The organism is Stutzerimonas zhaodongensis, assembly GCF_003696365.1.
GTDB lineage: Bacteria > Pseudomonadota > Gammaproteobacteria > Pseudomonadales > Pseudomonadaceae > Stutzerimonas > Stutzerimonas zhaodongensis.
The window spans coordinates 231163-250320 of sequence record NZ_RFFM01000004.1 but is presented as its reverse complement, the minus strand read 5'-3'; the positions used below and the strand labels follow the sequence as shown (position 1 = coordinate 250320).

The following is a 19158-nucleotide window of genomic DNA, read 5'->3' as shown; positions in this document are numbered from 1 at the left end:
AGCCTGCGGCTATCGGTCAGCGCAGGCTGATGATGTTCCAGCCACGCTGTTGGGCGATTTCCCTCAGCGTCGGGTCAGGGTCTACCGCAACCGGATGGCTGACCCGCTCCAGCAGCGGCAGATCGTTACGCGAGTCGCTATAGAAATAGCTGTCGTCCAGGCTCTGGTCGTTTTCAAGGAGCCAGCGTTCGATCCGAGTGACCTTGCCTTCCTGGAAACAGGGCACATCGGTGAGGCGACCTGTATAGCGACCGTCCTGCATCTCGCATTCGGTGGCCAGCAGTGTATCCACGCCAAGTCGCTGGGCAATCGGCCCGGTGATGAAGCGGTTTGTGGCAGTGATGATCACCACCCGATCACCGGCCTGATGATGCTGGCGCACCAACGCCTCACCCTTGGCCAGGACGATGGGCTCGATGTGGTCACGCATGAATTCGGCATGCCATTGCTCGAGCTGCGCCATCTCGCTGCGCCCTAGCAGTTCCTGGCAGAAATTCTGATAGGCCTGAACATCCAGTGCACCAGCCAGGTAGTCCTGATAAAAGGCATCGTTGCGCGCACGATACGAATCGGTATCGACGAGGCCGCGCTGGCAGAGAAACTCGCCCCAGGCGTGGTCGCTGTCGCCGGCGAGTAGGGTGTTGTCGAGATCGAAAAGGGCCAGGCGCACGCTGCGTTCCTCGGTCGGTGAAAGGAGGCGAAGCATAGCGGGATTACCCCTCAATGGCAGCCACTGACTGCCTCCTCCTGGCCTCGAGCCCTGATGATCGACGGCTTTGCTGTGCGCTTTCTGCTTTTCGCATTTTTGTGGAACAATGCCGCGACATGCGTTTGCGAGGTTGTTGCCGTGATCGACTCCGATGGTTTTCGCCCAAATGTCGGCATCATCCTGACCAATGATGTCGGACAGGTGCTTTGGGCCCGGCGGATTAATCAGGATGCCTGGCAATTTCCGCAAGGCGGGATCAATCCACGCGAGACGCCAGAAGAAGCTCTTTATCGCGAGCTCAACGAGGAAGTCGGTCTCGAAGAGCAGGATGTGAAAATCCTCGCCTGCACCCGGGGTTGGTTGCGCTATCGTCTGCCGCAGCGTCTGGTTCGCACTCACAGCCAGCCGCTGTGCATTGGTCAGAAACAGAAATGGTTCCTTCTGCGCCTCACCGGCGCGGAGGATCGAGTACGCATGGATCTCACCGGCAAGCCTGAGTTCGACGGCTGGCGCTGGGTCAGTTATTGGTACCCGCTGGGCCAGGTGGTTACCTTCAAGCGCGAGGTTTACCGTCGCGCCTTAAAAGAACTCGCTCCGCGCCTACTGGCGCGGGACTGACGGGAGAAAGCCCCTGAGCATGCTCGGCACGCTGCGCAAGATCGTCCAGGAAGTGAACGCCGCCAAGGACCTCAAGGCGGCCTTGGGCATTATCGTGCTGAGAGTTCGGGAGGCCATGGCCAGCCAGGTCTGCTCGGTCTACCTGCTCGATCCGGAATCTGGGCGCTTCGTGCTCATGGCTACCGAGGGCCTGAACAAGAAGGCGATCGGCAAGGTCAGCATGGCCCCCAATGAGGGCCTTGTTGGCCTGGTGGGTACCCGCGAGGAGCCGCTCAACCTCGAACATGCCTCCGAACACCCTCGTTATCGTTACTTCGCCGAGACCGGCGAAGAGCGTTACGCCTCCTTTCTCGGCGCGCCGATCATCCACCACCGACGGGTGATGGGCGTACTGGTCATCCAGCAAAAAGAGCAGCGCCTGTTCGACGAAGGTGAGGAGGCTTTCCTCGTCACCATGAGCGCGCAGCTTGCCGGGGTCATCGCCCATGCCGAGGCGACCGGTTCGATCCGCGGCCTTGGTCGTCAGGGTAAGGGCATTCAGGAAACCCGCTTCATCGGCATACCCGGCGCGCCTGGTGCAGCGGTGGGCACGGCAGTGGTCGTCCTGCCGCCTGCGGATCTGGATGTCGTGCCGGACAAGTCCATCACCAACATCCCGGCAGAGCTGGAACTGTTCGAGGCTGCGCTGGAAGCTGTGCGCGCCGACATGCGGGCACTGTCGGAGAAGCTCGCGACGCAGATGCGCAAAGAAGAGCGCGCACTGTTCGACGTCTATCTGATGATGCTCGACGATTCCGCGTTGGGTGGCGAAGTGTCCAAGGTCATCCGCACCGGCCAGTGGGCACAGGGCGCGCTGCGCCAGGTCGTCGCCGATCACGTCGGGCGCTTCGAAATGATGGACGATGCCTACCTGCGAGAGCGCGCCTCGGACGTCAAGGACATCGGTCGCCGCCTTCTCGGTTATCTGCAGCAGGCGCGCCAACAGACCCTGACGTATCCGGACAACACCATTCTGGTCAGCGAGGAGCTGTCCCCGGCCATGCTCGGCGAGGTGCCTGAAGGCAAGCTGATGGGCATGGTTTCCGTGTTGGGTTCAAGCAACTCGCACGTGGCAATTCTGGCCCGCGCCATGGGGATCCCCACGGTGATGGGGGCCGTAGACCTGCCGTATTCAAAGGTCGATGGCATTGAGCTGATCATCGACGGCACCCGTGGCGAGATCATTACCAACCCGGCGAAGGTGCTGCGCGAGCAATACCTGGTCCTGGCCGAGCAGGAGCGCCAGCTTTCTGAAGGCCTGGATATCCTGCGCGAGCTGCCATGCGAAACCACTGACGGCTTGCGCATTCCGCTTTGGGTGAATACCGGTCTGCTGGCCGATGTAGTGCGGGCGCAGGAGCGTGGCGCCGAAGGTGTCGGCCTGTACCGCACCGAAGTGCCCTTCATGATCAAAGAGCGCTTCCCCAGCGAGAAGGAGCAAATGGCGATTTATCGCGAACAGCTGCAAGCCTTCCATCCGTTGCCGGTGACCATGCGCAGCCTCGACATCGGTGGTGACAAGAGCCTGCCGTACTTCCCGATCAAGGAAGAGAATCCCTTCCTGGGCTGGCGCGGGATTCGCGTCACCCTGGATCACCCCGAAATTTTCCTGCTCCAGACCCGCGCCATGCTCAAGGCCAGTGCCGGCCTTAACAACCTGCGCATCCTGCTACCGATGATTTCCGGCACGCGTGAGCTGGAAGAAGCGCTGCATCTGATCCATCGCGCGTGGGGCGAAGTACGTGACGAAGGCACCGACGTCGAGATGCCGCCGGTCGGCGTGATGATCGAAGTGCCTGCGGCGGTCTATTTGACCCGCGAGCTGGCGCGCCAGGTGGATTTCATCTCGGTCGGCTCGAATGACCTGACCCAATATCTGCTGGCGGTCGATCGCAACAATCCTCGGGTGGCCGATCTCTACGACTACTTGCATCCGGCCGTTCTCGAAGCGTTGCAGCGTGTGGTGCGTGAGGCCCATGAAGAGGGCAAGCCGGTCAGCATCTGCGGTGAGATGGCTGGCGACCCCGGTGCAGCCATGCTGCTGCTGGCGATGGGCTTCGACAGCCTGTCGATGAACGCCACCAACCTGCCGAAGGTGAAGTGGATGCTGCGCCAGATCAGCTCGGTGACGGCCCGCGAGCTGTTGGCCAAAGTGATGGTGATGGACAGCCCTCAGGTGATTCGTGCCACGCTGCAGCTGACCTTGCGAAATCTCGGCCTCGATCGCATGGTTAATCCATCGGCGGCGCTCTAGTCCTTCACTCGATTGAATCTGCGGGAGGCAGGCTGATGTTGCTGTCGCCAAGCGCGCCAGTCGCGCCGAAGCTGCGTTCGGTGATATCCAGCGAGCCATCCGCGCGACGGATCAGTACGGTGCTCGCCCGGGTCCCGTAGTCGGCACTGGTTATGAATATGCTCGATAGCCGCTTTTCCCACTCGTAAGGCACGCCGGTACTCGGAAGGTCCGCATCCGCGGCGAGCTCAGGGTCGTTCAACATCTGCATCAAGTCGACCGTTTCAGGCGCTTCAATGTGGCTCTGCAGGGCGGCACGTGCGCGAAGCAGCTTTGGCCATGGCGAATCCAGCGCGGCGTTGGACAGGCCGTAGAGTCCCGGTCGGAGTTGTTCGGCTACCGCTGCGTTCGAATTCAGGTACCACAGCTCATGCTCGTCGCCGACCAGCAGATTGAAGCCAGCGTAATGTTCGAGATGCCCCGCCAGTTCGTTCAGATACGCTTCAGGAGTGAGCTGACCGCGTAGATATCGTTCCGGCAGCTCACCGCGCGAGCGCGAGCCGGCCGCCGCTCCCGGTGCGCGAATATTGGTCAGCGCGGCGAAGCGTTTGGACGTGCTAACGCCCATCCAGGTCCCCCCGGCCTGAAGATCGCGGCCCGCGACGATGCCAGGTGCATCCTGCCAATGCCCAAGCGGGAGCGTTGGGCGCACATAGAATTCGTCACGGTTGGCGGCGACGATCAACGGCAGCGCGTGGTCCGGGTGCCAGGCAAATACGATCAGACACATATAAGCGTAACCAGCTAAGCGGAACTGCGAGGCTAGACCAAAACGCATCGAGGTCGCCAGCCGACGATGTAACGGGTCCCCTTGGAGCATCGGCGCCTGCTCCGCCGTCAGGGCATTTTCCGCTAACATGCCGCTTTGTTTTTCTGGGTGGCCCGATGGAGTTCGCGCTTTATCTGATACTGGGCGGATTTGCGGGCATCACGGCTGGCCTGTTTGGCGTCGGTGGCGGCTTGATCATCGTCCCAGTGCTGGTGTTCAGCTTTACCGCGCAAGGCATTGATCCGCTGATCCTGACTCACCTGGCGGTTGGCACTTCGTTGGCGACCATCGTGTTCACCTCGCTCAACTCGATTCTCACGCATCATCGCCAGGGCGCCGTTCGCTGGGCTGTGGTGCGCTGGATGACACTTGGCATTCTGATTGGCGCAGCGCTTGGGAGCCTTACCGCTGCTGCGATTCAGGGGCCGATGCTGCAAAAGATCATTGGTGTGTTCGCCATCACCATCGCCGTGCAGATGGGCTTTTCCTTGCAACCAAAATCCAGCGCTGGAGTGCCAGGCAAGCCCGTGCTGACGGGGGCCGGGATAGTGATTGGCTGGGCTTCGGCGATATTCGGGATTGGTGGTGGTTCGCTGACCGTGCCCTTTCTCACCTGGCGCAGCGTTCCGATTCAGCAGGCCGTGGCGACTTCGGCCGCCTGCGGTATGCCGATTGCCATTGCCGGTGCGTTGAGTTTTGCCGTGGTTGGCTGGCAGGATGCGCATCTGCCGGAGTGGAGCCTTGGTTTCGTTTATCTGCCGGCGCTGGTCGGCATTGCAATCACCAGCATGTATTTCGCCCGTATTGGTGCGCAGCTCGCGCACCGCCTGTCGCCCCTTGTGCTACGGCGCCTGTTTGCGCTGTTGCTGTTGGGCGTCGGAATCAACTTTTTGATCTGAGGAAACCCGGATGCTGCCTTATCCGCAGATAGACCCTGTTGCCGTTTCTCTAGGCCCGTTGCAAATCCACTGGTACGGCCTGATGTATCTGATCGGTATCGGTGGCGCCTGGCTGCTGGCCTCACGCCGAGTGCATCGCTTCGACCCGAGCTGGGACAAGGACAAACTGTCCGACCTGGTGTTCTGGGTGGCCATGGGCGTAATCGTCGGCGGGCGGCTGGGATACGTACTGTTCTACGATCTTGCCGCTTACATCAGCGACCCGACGTTGATCTTTCAGGTCTGGAAAGGCGGCATGTCGTTTCATGGCGGGCTGATCGGTGTGCTGCTATGCACCTGGATATTTGCGCGGCGCAACGGCAAGAAGTTCTTCGAACTGATGGATTTCATCGCGCCCTTCGTGCCCATCGGCCTGGGTGCGGGCCGCATCGGTAACTTCATCAATGCCGAGCTTTGGGGCAAGGCGAGCGATGTGCCCTGGGCAATGGTCTTTCCGACCGATCCGCAGCAGCTGGCGCGGCACCCCTCGCAGCTCTACCAGTTCGCGCTCGAAGGCGTCGCGCTGTTCGTGATTCTCTGGATCTACTCGAGCAAGCCGCGTCCGACCATGGCAGTGTCCGGGCTGTTCGCCGTCTGCTATGGGATTTTCCGCTTCATTGTCGAGTTTGTCCGCGTCCCTGACGCGCAGCTCGGCTACCTGGCGTTCGGCTGGCTGACCATGGGGCAAGTGCTGTGCGTGCCCATGGTGCTGATCGGGCTCGGCATGATCGTCTGGGGCTATCGTCACGAGCCGGTCAAGGCATCGGCCTGAATGACAACGCCCGGCTTGTCGCATGCACGCGACAAGCCGGGCGCCAACTTTTACTATTTGCAGGTTTTCTTTCCATCGCGCCCAGGCGCCCGCTTCGAGCCCATCGATGAAACAGTATCTCGACCTGATGCGCCATGTGCGCGAGACCGGCACCTTCAAGAGCGACCGCACTGGCACCGGCACCTACAGCGTGTTCGGCCATCAGATGCGCTTCGATCTGGCCGAGGGCTTCCCGCTGGTGACCACCAAGAAATGCCACCTCAAGTCCATCATTCATGAGCTGCTGTGGTTTCTTCAGGGCGACACCAACATCAAGTACCTGAAAGAAAATGGCGTGCGCATCTGGGACGAGTGGGCCGACGAGAACGGTGAGCTGGGCCCTGTATATGGCTATCAGTGGCGCAGCTGGCCGGCGCCCAATGGCGAGTCGATCGATCAGATCGCCAATTTGCTGGCGATGATCAAGAAGAATCCGGATTCGCGCCGGCTGATCGTCTCAGCCTGGAACCCGGCGCTGGTCGATCAGATGGCTCTGCCGCCGTGCCATGCGTTATTCCAGTTCTACGTCGCTGACGGCAAGCTCAGCTGCCAGCTGTATCAGCGGTCGGCAGACATCTTTCTCGGGGTGCCTTTCAATATCGCGAGCTACGCATTGCTGACCTTGATGGTGGCCCAGGTATGCGATCTGCAGCCAGGCGAGTTCATCTGGAGCGGCGGTGATTGTCATCTCTATGCCAATCATCTTGAGCAGGCCGATCTTCAGCTGACCCGCGAGCCGCTGCCGTTACCGACCATGAAGCTCAATCCGACCGTGAAAGACTTGTTCGGCTTCCGTTTCGAAGACTTCGAGTTGGTAGGCTATGAAGCCTACCCCCATATCAAGGCGCCGGTCGCGGTCTGACGATCAAACGTCTGGGCATCAGGGCGTACCCAGGTAGCGCTGCAGGATCTGCTGCCATGAATTGTCCCCGGTAATCTGCAGGACAGCCTGGCTGATGGGCTCGCGTAGCGGGCTCTGCCTGGGTACGGCAAAAGCGTAGGACTGATTGTCGAAGGTGCCCGGGAGAAGGCGCAGCCCGCCTTTGTCCAGCTCGCCATTACGGTATTGCAGGATCGGCAGATCGTAGACCACCGCTTCGGCCTCACCTGACTGCACCGCGAGCATTGCCTGGCGCAGGTCAGGATAACGACTGGCGCGAATGCGCTGATTATCCAGATAGGCCTCACTGACGGTGCCGACTACGGTTGCCACATGAGCCCGTCTCAGATCCTCCGGACCCTGCAAGCCGCCTTGCAGATTGCCCAACGTCAATGTGGTCGTCACCGCTGCGGTAAAGGTCGACACCATGACCAGCGCGGCAAACATCCAGATGATCGCGATCAGCCGTCCGCCAAGCGTAACGGGCGCCTTGTCGCCGTATCCCACGGTGGTCATGGTGACCGCCGCCCACCAGAATCCATTGCCCAGGCCGCGTACGGATGATTCGCCGAACTGTTCGCTGTTGCGTCGGCGTTCGAACAGCCAGAGCGCTGCGCCTACCAGCAGAAGCAGCGCTGCCAAACCGATCACCAGGCTCAGGAACTGCCACGAGAACAAGGCCCGAAGCGCACTCCAGCCACCGCTCGTCTGCGCCGGAAGGCCAATCGCAAGGCCAGTGCGGTAGAAAGGATGGGTAAAGTCGATCAGCGTTTCCCGTTCGGCGGTCATGGTCAGCGCACCGACTACGGCGTCCAGCTGCCCATCCTCGAGTGCCGGCAACAGTCTGTCGAAGGGCATCGGTAAAAGTTCGTAACGATAGCCGTTGCGCTCGGCGATCCGTTGCCACAGCTCGATGCTGATACCGCTCCAGCTGCCGTCGGCCTCCCGGATTACGAAGGGTGGAACCTCGGTGATACCCACACGCAGCGCCTGCTGGCGCTCTTGTGCGACCAGGGTCGCGGGCACCGATGCGTATGCCAGGAAGCAGAGCAGCAGGGAAAGCAGGGGTTTGGTCACGAGCGACTCCTGTGCTTGTTTTTGCCGCAGGGTAGCAAAGCGGTGTCCGGCGCAGGGAGCTTGGGAAAGGCAAGCAGTAGCCCCAATGCCATCTGCGTTGTATAGACTCCAGATCAAAACAGACAGCGAGGGCGGAGCATGCGAAGGGTGGTGTTCAATCAGAAAGGCGGCGTCGGCAAGTCGAGCATTGCGTGCAATCTGGCAGCGGTGAGTGCCGAGCAGGGCTATCGCACCCTATTGATCGATCTCGATGCTCAGGCCAACTCCAGCCATTATCTCACCGGGCTTACGGGCGAGTCGCTGCCCACCGGCATCGCCGATTACTTCAAACAGGTGCTGACCGGAGGAGCCGCGGGCAAGAAGGCGCGCCCCCCAATCACCGAAACGCAATTCGAGAACCTGCACATCATCACCGCCACCGCGGAACTGGCGGACCTGCAGCCCAAGCTCGAAGCCAAGCACAAGATCAACAAGCTGCGGAAACTGCTGGAAAGCCTTTCCGAAGAGTACGAACGCATCTACATCGACACGCCGCCTGCGCTGAATTTCTTCACAGTGTCCGCGTTGATCGCGGCTGACCGCTGCCTGATCCCTTTCGACTGCGACAGCTTTTCCCGCCAGGCGCTATACAGCCTGCTGAACGAGATCGAAGAACTGCAGGAAGACCACAACGAAGGGCTCCAGGTCGAGGGCATCATCGTCAACCAGTTCCAGCCCAGGGCCGCTCTGCCGCAACAGATGATCGACGAGTTACTGGCTGAAGGGTTGCCGGTACTGCCCGTTCACCTGATGAGTTCGGTGAGGATGCGGGAGTCCCATCAGGTCTGCATGCCGCTGATTCATTTCGACCCCAGGCATAAGCTGACCCAGCAGTTCGTAGAGTTGCACGGGCATCTGGAGGGCAGTTGATTCAGTCCTCACGTGAGCGTTCGATTCGGCGGCCCAGGCGCGAGGCATACAGCTCGCCGATGATGCCGCGGCGAAACACCAGCACACAGACCATGAAAATGATGCCGGTGACCAGGGTGACCGGCAGCTCGGACGTAGCGAAATAGTTGCCAAGGCTGGTTACCAGTGCGGCACCGAAAACCGGGCCGACCAGGGTGCCGATCCCGCCAAGCAGCGTCATCAGCACCACCTCACCGGACATCTGCCAACTCACGTCGGTGAGCGTGGCGAACTGGAACACCAGTGCCTTCAGTCCTCCGGCCAGCCCTGCCAGTGCCGCCGACATGACAAAGGCGCCGAGCTTGTAGCGTGAGACTGAATAGCCGAGGGATATCGCACGGTTCTCGTTTTCGCGGATCGACTTGAGGATCATGCCGAACGGGGAATTGATGATTCGCCAGATAGCCAGCATCCCGAGTACGAACACCGTCAGCACGAAGAAATACATGTTAAGCGGCTCTTTCAGATCAATCAGACCGAACAGATGCCCGCGGGGAATGCCCTGAATGCCGTCTTCGCCGTGGGTGAAGGGCGCCTGCAGGCAGAAGAAAAAGAACATCTGCGACAGTGCCAGGGTGATCATCGTCGAGTAGATGCCTTGCCGCCGAATTGCCAGAAAGCCGATTACCAGGCCCAGCACCGCAGCCCCTGCGACCCCGACGAGTATGCCCAGCTCGGGCGTGAGGCCCCATTCCTTCACTGCATGGGCGGTGAAATAGGCTGCACCACCGAAGAAGGCTGCATGACCGAACGAGAGAATACCGGTGTAGCCCAGCAGCAGGTTGAAGGCGCAGGCGAACAGTGCAAAGCACATCACCTTCATCAGGAACACCGGATAGAAGTACAGCGGCGCCAGGATCAGCGTGGCGACGCCGAGCAGGATCAGTAGCGTCTCGGCGTTCCAGCGCTTGTGCTTCGCTGCGGCCGTTGCGGTAGCTTGCTGCATGTCAGCCATCCCTTCCCATCAGGCCCGCTGGACGCCCGAGCAGCACGATCGCCATGACCACGAAGATCACGATATTGGATGCCTCGGGGTAGAACACCTTGGTCAGGCCTTCCAGGATGCCGAGCATGTAACCTGTGATGATGGCGCCAAGGATCGAACCCATGCCACCTACCACCACTACCGCAAAGACCACGATGATCAGGTTCGAACCCATCAGCGGGCTGACCTGATAGATGGGCGCTGCGAGAATGCCGGCCAGCCCCGCCAGTCCGGCGCCGAGGCCGTAGGTGAAGGTCAGCAGCAGCGGCACGTTGATGCCGAAGGTGCGTACCAGGGTGGGGTTCTCGGTGGCGGCGCGCAGGTAGGAGCCGAGCTTGGTCTTTTCGATCAGCAGCCACGTACTCAGGCAGATCAGCAGCGATGCCACGACCACCCACGCCCGGTACTTGGGCAGGAACATGAAGCCCAGGTTGTAGCCGCCAGAGAGCAGACTCGGCACCGCATAGGGCTGACCGGATGAGCCGTAGTAGTAGCGGAAGGCGCCTTCGAGCGCGAGCGCCAAACCGAATGTGAACAGCAGGCCATAGAGGTGATCGAGGTTGTACAGGCGCGATAGCGCCAGCCGCTCCACCGCCGCGCCGGCAAGGCCAACGATCAACGGCGCCAGGATCAACGCCGGCCAGTAACCGATGCCCAGCACCGCCAGCAGCAGGTAACCGGCGAAGGCTCCCATCATGTACTGCGCGCCGTGGGCGAAATTGATCACCTTGAGCAGCCCGAAGATGATTGCAAGGCCCAGGCTCAGCATGGCGTAGAAGGAGCCGTTGATCAGCCCGATCAGCAGCTGGCCGAGAAAGGCCTGGATGGGCACGCCGAAGATCTCCGTCATCAGACCCCCAGGGTTTCGTTGAGCAGCGACATGCGGTCTGGCAGTTCGCTGACGTCGAAGCTGTCGACGATCCTGCCGTGGTCAACCAGATAGAACCGATCGGCGACCTTGCTGGCGAAACGGAAATTCTGCTCCACCAGCAGGATGGTCATGCCGCGCTGCTTGAGCGTGAGCAACACGTCGCCGATGCGCTGAACGATGACCGGTGCCAGGCCCTCGGTGGGCTCGTCGAGCAGCAGCAGTTTCGCTCCGGTTCGCAAGATGCGTGCGATGGCGAGCATCTGCTGCTCGCCGCCCGACAGCTTGGTCCCGGCACTGTTGCGGCGCTCCTTCAGGTTGGGGAACAGCTCATAGATTTCGACGGTGCTCATGCCGCCTTTGGCGATGATGGGTGGCAGATTGAGGTTTTCGTCGACGGTCAGCGTCGCGAAGATTCCGCGCTCCTCCGGCACGAAGCCCATACCGGTGTGGGCCGCGCGATGCAGCGGTACGCGCATCATGTCGTGGCCATCGAAATGGATGGTGCCCGAGCGTTTACGGATGATGCCCATGATCGAGCGCAGCGCCGTGGTCTTGCCCACGCCGTTGCGGCCGAGCAGGGTGACCGTCTCACCCTGGCGCACCTCCAGGTCAATCCCGTGCAGCGCGTGGCTTTCGCCATACCAGGCGTTGAGTTCGCGAACACTCAGCAGCGGCTTCGCTTCACTCATCATCGGTCCCCATGTAAGCCTCGCGCACGCGAGGATCCTGGCTCACGCTGCGGTAATCGCCAGACGTGAGGATCTCCCCGCGTTGCAACACAGTCACCTGGTGGCAGAGGTCTGCGACGACCTTCAGGTTGTGCTCGACCATCAGCACCGCCCGGCTGCGGGCCACTTCGCGAATGAGGTCGGAGACGATGTGCACGTCCTCGTGGCCCATCCCTGCCATCGGCTCGTCGAGCAGCAGCACCTTGGGTTCGAGCGCGAGGGTCGTGGCGATCTCCAGCACCCGTTTGCGACCGTAGGACAGGTCTGCGGCCGGGCTATTACAGGCATCCGCCAGGCCGACCGACTCGATCAGCGCCATGGCCTTGTCGTTTAGCCGATTCAGCGAGCGCAGCGGTAGCCAGAATTGCGTCGCCAGCCCACCGGGCCGCTGCAGGGCGACGCGCACGTTCTCCAGCACACTCAGGTGCGGGAAGACGGCCGAAATCTGGAATGAGCGCACCAGCCCCATGCGTGCCACCCTGGCCGGATCCGCGCGGGTAATGTCTTCGCCAAGCAGGGTGATGGTGCCGCTAGACGGTTGCAGAAACTTGGTCAGCAGGTTGAACACCGTGGTTTTGCCGGCGCCGTTGGGCCCGATCAACGCGTGAACGCGGGCGTGATGCACGTCCAGGTCGACATTGTTGACGGCGACGAATCCCTTGAAATCCCGGCGCAACCCGCGCGCCGAGAGTACGACAGACGAGTGCTCGTCTGTCGCTGGCGCTGCCGCCGACCTTTCAGCTTTTCTGCTATTGGCCGACATGCTTATTGCTTCACGAGGTCGCAGCCGCTGTCGGCGGGCTTGATGTAAGCCTCATCGCCCGGCACGGTGGCGAGCACCTTGTAGTAATCCCAGGGCTTCTCGCTCTCGTCCGGCTTTTTCACTTCCATCAGATAGACGTCGCTGATCAGGCGACCATTGGCTCCGACCTTGGCGTCACGGGCGAACAGGTCGTTCACCGGCATCTCGTGCATGGCCTTGGCCACTGCTTCGGTTTCGTCTGTCCCGGCCTTGTCGATTGCCTTGAGGTACTGCATCACGCCTGAATAGGTCCCCGCGTGGACCATGTTCGGCATGCGCCCGGTACGCTCGAAGAAGCGCTGCGCGAATTCGCGCGATTGATCGTCACGGTCCCAGTAGAAACTCTCGGTCAGCGTCAGCCCCTGAGCGGCTTCCAGCCCAAGGCCGTGAACTTCGGACAGGGTGAAGAGCAGCGCTGCCAGGCGCTGGCCGCTGGCGACGATGCCGAATTCCGCGGCCTGCTTGATGGCGTTGGCGGTATCCAGCCCCGCATTGGCCAGCCCGATGACCTCAGCGCCGGACGACTGGGCCTGCAGCAGGAAAGAGGAGTAATCGTTGGTCGCCAGCGGATGGCGCACAGACCCTTTGATCTCACCGCCGTTGGCCTGGACGAACTTGCTGGTCTGCTCCTCCAGCGAGTAGCCAAAGGCATAGTCTGCAGTCAGGAAGTACCAACTCTTGCCGCCTTGAGAAACCAGCGCACCGCCTGTGCCCACCGCCAGCGCGTGAGTGTCATAGGCCCAGTGAAACCCATACGGCGAGCACTGCTTGCCGGTCAGCTCCGTGGTGGCTGCGCCGGTCACCAGATTTATCTTCTTCTTTTCCTTGGAGATGCCCTGCACGGCCAGCGCCACGGACGAGGTGGTCAGCTCCATGATGGAGTCCACCTGCTCGCGGTCGTACCACTGGCGGGAAATGTTGGATGCGATGTCCGGCTTGTTCTGATGATCGGCGGTGACAATTTCGATGGCTGCCCCTTGAACCTTGCCGCCGAAATCTTCCGCCGCCATTTTCGCCGCTTCGAATGACCATTTGCCGCCGAAGTCGGCGTACACGCCAGATTGATCGTTGAGGATTCCGATCTTCACCTTGCCATCGGAAATTTCCGCTGCCAGCGCCGGTAGCGCGGTTGCTGCGGCCAGGGTAGCCGTTGCCAATGCCAGAAGCTTCATCATCGCCTGTCTCCTTGCTGGGGTTGAGCGCAGGCAGGGCGAAGCATGCGGCCTGTCTGCGCACTGAACGGTTGGATGGTTTCGGTCGCCTGGCTGCTTGGCCCGGTAGAGATGCGCCGGTGGCTGGATGACGCAGTGCTGTCAAAAACGCGCACTAAAGAACCCACGGCCCTGACATGGCTAAGGTTGAGAAAGGGGTCGTTTCGATAAGCGTGATGCGCCGTGTGGAGCTGGCGCCGACAGTCGATGAGCGCCGGAGGCTGCGACAGGGATCGAGCTGGCATAGGGTTCTTCTTGTTATTGTTTTGTAGAACTAAACGTAGCAGGGGATCAGGCAGACGCAACTGCGCCGCTGCGATGACCAGGCAACGGCAAAAGCCGGCACAGGAAGCCCAGCGGCTGAGCGGCGCAGGCTAGCCCCCTTCGGGGCCAAACGACATGATGAGGTCCCGCACTGTTATCAGCGTGCGATGAGAATGTCGCAGGGAGGATGGTCGAGGTATTGCCGCGTCAAGCTGCCGAGCAATGCGTCGCTGATTTCGCCGCGGCTGTGGCTGCCGAGTGCGAGAAGCTGCGGTTGTACTGCGGCGATGGCCGAATCCAGGCAGTTATTGCGCTCACCGTAGCGAAGGCTGCTATGAAGTTGACGATCGTTCTCGCCGAGGTCTGCACGCAGGTCGGCGACCAGTTGTTCGAACAGCTCCCGTTGCAGCGACAGCTCCGATTCGTCCGGCTGCTGCAGCTCAGAGGTTTCATGGATATTCAGTGCCGTAAGTTCGCCAGTTGCCGACAGCAGCCCCCATGCCGTTTGCAGCGCGCGGCTGGCGCAGCCCGAATAGTCCAGCGCAGCCAGCGCACGTGAGTACGGCGCAATCGGGGCGACCGCAAGCAGCAGCGGGGCAGGGCAGCTTTGCAGTACCTGCTCGAGGGTCGTGCCGGCGAACCCTTGCGGGGACAAGCGATGATGGCGGCCCATCACCAACAGATCGGCCTCGAGACCCGCCGTCTGAGTGAGAATTTCGTCAGCGGCGCGGCCCTGTCGGATCCAGAGCTGCTGCTGACCAGGCGCGTGCTGTTCGAGTGCTGCATGCAACTTGGTACGCGCGTTCCGCTCGTCAGCATCGCCTTCCAGAACGTGCAACACGCTTAGCCTGGACCTGGCCTGCTGCGCCAGTCGAGCCGCGCGGGCCAGGGCCAAGTCAGCATCAGGGCTGAGGTCATGGGCGACGAGGATATGCTGAACCATCTGGAGCCTCGCGATAGCGGAAGTGGATTGGCGCAGTATGCCGCGCATGAACTGATCTGTGGTGATGACGCACGGAGCTCTACGTTTCAGGCTGGCGGCGCATTTCTGCGCGTTGATCCGGAATGCTTTTTTCGTTGGGCTGCTAACGCTATGCTGACGACCATTCAAGCAGGAGCGAGTGATGAGCAAAGTCAGTGTATTGGTGGTGGATGACGCGCCCTTCATTCGGGATCTGATCAAGAAGGGGCTGCGCAGCCAGTTCCCGGGAATTCGCATCGAAGACGCCGTGAACGGGCGCAAGGCCCAGCAGATGCTCGATCGGGATTCTTTCGACCTCATCCTCTGCGATTGGGAAATGCCGGAAATGTCCGGTCTCGAACTGCTCACATGGTGCCGTGCCCAAGACAAGCTCAAGACCACCCCGTTCATCATGGTCACCAGTCGTGGCGACAAAGAAAACGTGGTCCAGGCTATCCAGTCCGGGGTTTCCGACTTTATCGGCAAGCCGTTCTCCAACGAACAGCTGACCACCAAGGTGCGCAAGGCGCTGGGCCGGGCCGGCAAGCTCGATGCGCTGGCCGCCAGCGCGCCTGCCCGCCCGACCAATACAGGGATGGCCAATGACTCGCTCGCGGCACTGACGGGAGGCAAGGCCGACGTCGTCAAGCCCGCTGCCACTAATGCGCCGTCGCCTGCTGCAGCGTCGCCTCTGATCCGACCTCCGGCCGGCAAACCAGCTGCGGCCGCCGCCGCGAATTCAGGACGTGGGCAAGGTCAGCTGCGCCTGGCATCGGGTACGCTGCCTTGCGTGATCAAGGCGTTGAGCCTCAAGGAAGGTTTGCTGGTGGTCAGGCGTGGCGAGACCTTGCCGCAGGTGCTGGAAAGTGCCGTGCTCGATCTTGAGCAGAGCGAAGGCGGTGAGGTAGCGCGCCTCAACGGTTACCTGCACGCCGTTGCGGCCGTTGAGCCGAAGCCAGACAGCGAATGGCTGCAGCTGACCTTCCGTTTCGTCGACCGCGACCCGCAGAAACTCGACTACCTCTCGCGCCTCATCGCGCGAGGCACAGCACAACGGCACTTCGTACCAGGCGCGTGAACCGGGGCGCCTATCCCCCTTGCTCAGCTGAACGACACTCCGCTCATCCGAAACCTCGCGCTGCTGCCGGAACAAATTCACAGGCCGACGGTCGGTGGCTCGCGTGTGCTCCGTTGCGCTGCTAGTCTGCAGCCCTCTTACTGCATAACCCTATGAAGTCTGCCGTTATGTCGTGGCGCATCATTCTCGTTCTCGGGTCGTTCTGGCTAGCGTCGTCCGCGTCGGCGCTGACCATCTACAAATACACTGACGCCAACGGCGTGGTCACCTACAGCGACCAGGCCGCACCGGGCGCGAAGGTGTTCACCTTCAGCGACCGAATGGTCGAGAAGCTCGACACGCAGGTGAAGCTGGAAACCCGCAAACATGCCGGCGGTGAGACCCTGGTGGTGCGCAATGATCTGTTTGCGCCAGTGGATATCGAACTCAAACTGACCGGCGTACACAACGCCGTCGGCGCACCGGACAAACCTATCCGCTGGGTGCTGCCTCCTCGCAGCCAGATCCGACTGGCAACACTCGCGCCGCTCGACTCATCCAAGCCACTCAAGTACACGCCCAAGCTGCGTCACGCGCTGGGTGATCCGCGCATGCTGCCCAAACCCTACCGCTACCCGTTGCCCTGGCGGGGCGGTCCCTTCCGCCTTACTCAGGGTGCCAACGGCAAATACAGCCACTTCACGCCGAAAGGCCGTTACGCCGCTGACATCGCCATGCCCGAAGGCACGCCGATCGTGGCAGCGCGCGGCGGCATGGTAGTGAAGATCGAGAATGAACAGACCGGGCGTGGTAACAACCCGGCCGGTAATTTCGTTCGAGTGCTGCACGATGACGGCACCATGGGCGTTTACCTGCACCTGATGAAGGGATCGGTGAACGTCCGCGAAGGCCAGCGCATCGAAACCGGCAGCCTGCTCGCGCGCTCGGGCAACACCGGCAACAGCACTGGCCCACACCTGCACTTCGTGGTCCAGCGCAACGTGGGACTGGCCGTTGAATCCATTCCTTTCGATTTCGCCCAGCCGGTGAACAGTCTTCCCAACTTCGCCGTCGGTGGCGATTGAGACCGGCCTAAATCAGAAGCCCGCTTCGCGCAAAAGCACACTAAGGGCGTTGCGAAGGTAACGCCCGGCCAGCGACTCCGCCTCTCCATGAATCACCAGGGTGCCGCGCCAGGATTGGCCGGCCAGCGCACCGATCGGTGATTCCACCGCCAGCGTCACCCGATACAGCCCTTGCTCGGGTATAAGCTGGCCACGTCTCTCACGAACCAATACATGGCCGCCACTCTGGGCTGCAAGGCGCCCGTCGTCGAGGACTCGGGTGGTATCGATGTCAACGTGGCTGACCTGCAGGCGTAGTACCGCGCCTTCACCGCCATCACTGACGAATCGCGCCGTGTTCCCCGGCTGGATGCGTTTGATCGCTTCTTCATCGAGATAGGTTTCAACCCGATAGCCTTTGTCGCCGACCAACAGGGCCAGGCGCTCCTTGTCAGTGAGCCATTGGCCCGGGTGGAGGTCCGGATCGACATCATAGAGGCGGCCGGTGAAAGGCGCGCGGGGCTCGTAGCGGGCCAGCTCACGGTCCAGGCCGGCAAGCTCGGCCTCGGCCGTTGCCAGCTCTTCCTGCGTACTTTGCAGGCGGTTTCGCGAGTCGCTGCCAAAGCCGGCCGACGCCGCGAGCCAGCGCAATCGCTCGATTTGTGCCGCTGTTGTTTGGCGACGTGCAAGTAGGGCAGGTGAGACCATCCGGGCTATCGGTTCGCCGGCCTCGACGATCGCGCCTTCCGCATGAGGCATGGCCTCCAATTGGGCAGGGCCTGGCGCATGCACGGGCCAAACCGCTACCGGAGTCAGCATGCCGCTGGCGCTGATCCGGCCTGGCCAAGGTAGCACTGCCAAACCGATCAGTGTGATCAGCGACAGGAGGCTCAACAGGCTGCGCCGGCGGCGGCGAATCGCTGGCCAGCGTTGCTGCCAGGCACGTAACTCTTGGCGAATGGGCATCAGGATGAACCAGGCAATTTCGACTACGAACAGCAGGATGCCGACGGCCTTGATCGCAAAGTGATAGACCAGTACGGCAATGCCGAGAAACACCACGAGGCGATATGCCCAGGTGATCCAGGCAAAGATGATCAGTGCCCGTTCCTTTCCAGGTGAAAAGCGTTCGGGGCGCTCCTCGCCAAGGTCGAACAACCATTCGCGCAGCTTCCAGCGGGCCAGGGCGAAGCTGCGTTCGTGCAGGTTCGGCATGTCCAACCAATCGGAGAGAATGAAGTAACCGTCGAAGCGCATGAAAGGACTGGCGTTGATCGCCAGCGTGGCTATCCAGCTGGTGGTTGCCAGCACGAATGCGGCGGAGCGTAGCTCGCCGTCGGGCAGCAGCCCCCATGCCAGCGTTGCCCATGCCGCCACACCGAGCTCGGTGACGATGCCGGCGGCAGCAATACGCAGGCGCTGCCAGCGACTGGTGAGGCGCCAGGTCTCGTTGGTGTCCGTATAGGCCATCGGCCAAAGCACGAGAAAAGCCACGCCCATCGTCGGGACCCTGCAACCGTAGCGCTTGGCGGTAAAGGCGTGGCCCAGCTCATGTAGCAGCTTGACCACGATCAGTGCCAAACCGTAGGCGGCCAGGCCGCTCCAGGTGAAGGTATTCACCAGCGATGCGGTGAAGTTCTCCCAGTGCCGGGCCACCTGAGTCAGCCCGAGCAGCAGTGCCGCCAGCGTCAGAAAGGCGAAGCTGCGGCTGCTAAAAAGGGTCGCCAAACTCTGCCAACGGCCGAGCCAGGCATCCGGGCGCACCAGCGGCACTCGGAAGAACAGGTAGTGATGCAGCAGCCATTTGAAGCGGCTGCCGCGGACCTTGCTCAGGCGCTCGGCCTGCTGGCGGGCAGTGCCGGGTCGTGTCTGCAGCAGTTGGTTCTCGCCTAAAAAGCGCGATACCTGTTCGACATCGTCGGTGTTAAGACTCAGGGTCGAGTTCTGGCTGACGCTCTCGGCAATGGCCTCAGCGTCGGCTATCGACCAACGGCGCAGTACTTCGAACGTCAACCAGTCGATGCTGAAGAAACGATTGCGAGTAGGGTCATGCAGCGTCCAGCTCGGCTGGCCGTCAGCCAGCTTCGGGCCGGGCAGCAACGCCAGCTCCTCTCGTAGCAAAGGCCAAGTCAT

Annotated in this window: 18 protein-coding genes; 8 read left to right on the top strand and 10 right to left on the bottom strand. The window is 61.5% G+C overall.

Annotated elements, in window-relative coordinates:
* Nucleotides 1-16: 16 nt before the first annotated feature.
* Nucleotides 17-670 (bottom strand): histidinol-phosphatase, encoded by a 654-nt coding sequence (locus tag EA797_RS16845; RefSeq protein ID WP_122167407.1) that lies wholly within the window; start codon nt 668-670, stop codon nt 17-19.
* A gap of 177 nt (nt 671-847) precedes the next feature.
* Here EA797_RS16845 and EA797_RS16840 point away from each other — a divergent pair, with 177 nt between their 5' ends.
* Together EA797_RS16840 and ptsP are read left to right on the top strand one after the other, a co-directional pair.
* Nucleotides 848-1327 (top strand): RNA pyrophosphohydrolase, encoded by a 480-nt coding sequence (locus EA797_RS16840; protein ID WP_122167406.1) that lies wholly within the window; start codon nt 848-850, stop codon nt 1325-1327.
* 19 nt (nt 1328-1346) lie between these two features.
* Entirely contained in the window at nt 1347-3620 is a 2274-nt protein-coding gene (gene ptsP / locus EA797_RS16835) for a phosphoenolpyruvate--protein phosphotransferase (RefSeq protein WP_122167263.1), read from the top strand.
* 4 nt (nt 3621-3624) lie between these two features.
* On the opposite strand, the gene EA797_RS16830 is transcribed toward ptsP, so the two are convergent.
* A complete protein-coding gene (locus tag EA797_RS16830) occupies nt 3625-4389 on the bottom strand; it encodes an NRDE family protein (protein WP_122167404.1) in 765 nt (254 codons plus the stop codon).
* 155 nt (nt 4390-4544) lie between these two features.
* Between EA797_RS16830 and EA797_RS16825 the strand changes: the two genes are divergently transcribed.
* From EA797_RS16825 to EA797_RS16815, 3 genes are all read left to right on the top strand, one after another.
* On the top strand, nt 4545-5327 hold the full coding sequence (locus tag EA797_RS16825) for a sulfite exporter TauE/SafE family protein (RefSeq protein ID WP_122167261.1): 783 nt from the start codon (nt 4545-4547) through the stop codon (nt 5325-5327).
* 10 nt (nt 5328-5337) lie between these two features.
* On the top strand, nt 5338-6138 hold the full coding sequence (lgt, locus tag EA797_RS16820; RefSeq protein WP_122167259.1) for a prolipoprotein diacylglyceryl transferase: 801 nt from the start codon (nt 5338-5340) through the stop codon (nt 6136-6138).
* Nucleotides 6139-6244: 106 nt separating this feature from the next.
* Nucleotides 6245-7039 carry a thymidylate synthase gene (locus tag EA797_RS16815; protein ID WP_122167257.1) on the top strand — a complete coding sequence of 265 codons (795 nt, stop codon included), beginning with the start codon at nt 6245-6247 and terminating at the stop codon, nt 7037-7039.
* 18 nt (nt 7040-7057) lie between these two features.
* Here the strand turns inward: EA797_RS16815 and EA797_RS16810 are convergent, their stop codons facing one another.
* Complete coding sequence (locus tag EA797_RS16810; RefSeq protein WP_244214144.1) at nt 7058-8134, bottom strand: transporter substrate-binding domain-containing protein; 1077 nt, start codon at nt 8132-8134, stop codon at nt 7058-7060.
* 138 nt (nt 8135-8272) lie between these two features.
* Between EA797_RS16810 and EA797_RS16805 the strand changes: the two genes are divergently transcribed.
* Nucleotides 8273-9043 carry a ParA family protein gene (locus EA797_RS16805; protein ID WP_122167255.1) on the top strand — a complete coding sequence of 257 codons (771 nt, stop codon included), beginning with the start codon at nt 8273-8275 and terminating at the stop codon, nt 9041-9043.
* Between the two features lies 1 nt (nt 9044).
* Here EA797_RS16805 and EA797_RS16800 read toward each other — a convergent pair whose 3' ends face one another.
* The 6 genes from EA797_RS16800 to EA797_RS16775 form a co-directional block, all read right to left on the bottom strand.
* Nucleotides 9045-10028 (bottom strand): branched-chain amino acid ABC transporter permease, encoded by a 984-nt coding sequence (locus EA797_RS16800; protein WP_122167400.1) that lies wholly within the window; start codon nt 10026-10028, stop codon nt 9045-9047.
* 1 nt (nt 10029) lies between these two features.
* Nucleotides 10030-10917: a branched-chain amino acid ABC transporter permease gene (locus tag EA797_RS16795; protein ID WP_122167253.1), complete on the bottom strand. Its 888-nt coding sequence runs from the start codon at nt 10915-10917 to the stop codon at nt 10030-10032.
* Nucleotides 10917-11627 (bottom strand): ABC transporter ATP-binding protein, encoded by a 711-nt coding sequence (locus EA797_RS16790; protein ID WP_122167398.1) that lies wholly within the window; start codon nt 11625-11627, stop codon nt 10917-10919. Before EA797_RS16790 ends, EA797_RS16795 begins: the two co-directional genes overlap by 1 nt.
* The gene (locus EA797_RS16785) at nt 11620-12429 is read right to left on the bottom strand and encodes an ABC transporter ATP-binding protein (protein WP_122167251.1); all 810 of its coding nucleotides are present in this window, start codon (nt 12427-12429) and stop codon (nt 11620-11622) included. The genes EA797_RS16790 and EA797_RS16785 overlap by 8 nt, the downstream gene beginning before the upstream one ends.
* 2 nt (nt 12430-12431) lie before the next feature.
* The gene (locus EA797_RS16780) at nt 12432-13640 is read right to left on the bottom strand and encodes an ABC transporter substrate-binding protein (protein ID WP_122167396.1); all 1209 of its coding nucleotides are present in this window, start codon (nt 13638-13640) and stop codon (nt 12432-12434) included.
* 460 nt (nt 13641-14100) lie between these two features.
* On the bottom strand, nt 14101-14886 hold the full coding sequence (locus tag EA797_RS16775) for a universal stress protein (protein WP_122167250.1): 786 nt from the start codon (nt 14884-14886) through the stop codon (nt 14101-14103).
* 181 nt (nt 14887-15067) lie between these two features.
* On the opposite strand from EA797_RS16775, the gene EA797_RS16770 reads away from it, so the two are divergent.
* Together EA797_RS16770 and EA797_RS16765 are read left to right on the top strand one after the other, a co-directional pair.
* Nucleotides 15068-15982, top strand: coding sequence for a response regulator (locus tag EA797_RS16770; protein ID WP_122167248.1), 915 nt, complete (start codon nt 15068-15070; stop codon nt 15980-15982).
* Nucleotides 15983-16149: 167 nt separating this feature from the next.
* On the top strand, nt 16150-17046 hold the full coding sequence (locus tag EA797_RS16765; protein ID WP_122167246.1) for a peptidoglycan DD-metalloendopeptidase family protein: 897 nt from the start codon (nt 16150-16152) through the stop codon (nt 17044-17046).
* A 12-nt stretch (nt 17047-17058) separates the two neighbouring features.
* On the opposite strand, the gene EA797_RS16760 is transcribed toward EA797_RS16765, so the two are convergent.
* Complete coding sequence (locus EA797_RS16760) at nt 17059-19158, bottom strand: site-2 protease family protein (protein ID WP_122167244.1); 2100 nt, start codon at nt 19156-19158, stop codon at nt 17059-17061.

Bases quoted from the DNA above. Each gene is read 5' to 3' on its own strand.
- ptsP (WP_122167263.1), top strand. From the start codon at position 1,347: ATGCTCGGCACGCTGCGCAAGATCGTCCAGGAAGTGAACGCCGCCAAG.
- EA797_RS16830 (WP_122167404.1), bottom strand. From the start codon at position 4,389: ATGTGTCTGATCGTATTTGCCTGGCACCCGGACCACGCGCTGCCGTTG.
- EA797_RS16825 (WP_122167261.1), top strand. From the start codon at position 4,545: ATGGAGTTCGCGCTTTATCTGATACTGGGCGGATTTGCGGGCATCACG.
- lgt (WP_122167259.1), top strand. From the start codon at position 5,338: ATGCTGCCTTATCCGCAGATAGACCCTGTTGCCGTTTCTCTAGGCCCG.
- EA797_RS16815 (WP_122167257.1), top strand. From the start codon at position 6,245: ATGAAACAGTATCTCGACCTGATGCGCCATGTGCGCGAGACCGGCACC.
- EA797_RS16805 (WP_122167255.1), top strand. From the start codon at position 8,273: ATGCGAAGGGTGGTGTTCAATCAGAAAGGCGGCGTCGGCAAGTCGAGC.
- EA797_RS16800 (WP_122167400.1), bottom strand. From the start codon at position 10,028: ATGCAGCAAGCTACCGCAACGGCCGCAGCGAAGCACAAGCGCTGGAAC.
- EA797_RS16795 (WP_122167253.1), bottom strand. From the start codon at position 10,917: ATGACGGAGATCTTCGGCGTGCCCATCCAGGCCTTTCTCGGCCAGCTG.
- EA797_RS16790 (WP_122167398.1), bottom strand. From the start codon at position 11,627: ATGAGTGAAGCGAAGCCGCTGCTGAGTGTTCGCGAACTCAACGCCTGG.
- EA797_RS16785 (WP_122167251.1), bottom strand. From the start codon at position 12,429: ATGTCGGCCAATAGCAGAAAAGCTGAAAGGTCGGCGGCAGCGCCAGCG.
- EA797_RS16780 (WP_122167396.1), bottom strand. From the start codon at position 13,640: ATGAAGCTTCTGGCATTGGCAACGGCTACCCTGGCCGCAGCAACCGCG.
- EA797_RS16775 (WP_122167250.1), bottom strand. From the start codon at position 14,886: ATGGTTCAGCATATCCTCGTCGCCCATGACCTCAGCCCTGATGCTGAC.
- EA797_RS16770 (WP_122167248.1), top strand. From the start codon at position 15,068: ATGAGCAAAGTCAGTGTATTGGTGGTGGATGACGCGCCCTTCATTCGG.
- EA797_RS16765 (WP_122167246.1), top strand. From the start codon at position 16,150: ATGTCGTGGCGCATCATTCTCGTTCTCGGGTCGTTCTGGCTAGCGTCG.
- EA797_RS16760 (WP_122167244.1), bottom strand. From the start codon at position 19,158: ATGACTTGGCCTTTGCTACGAGAGGAGCTGGCGTTGCTGCCCGGCCCG.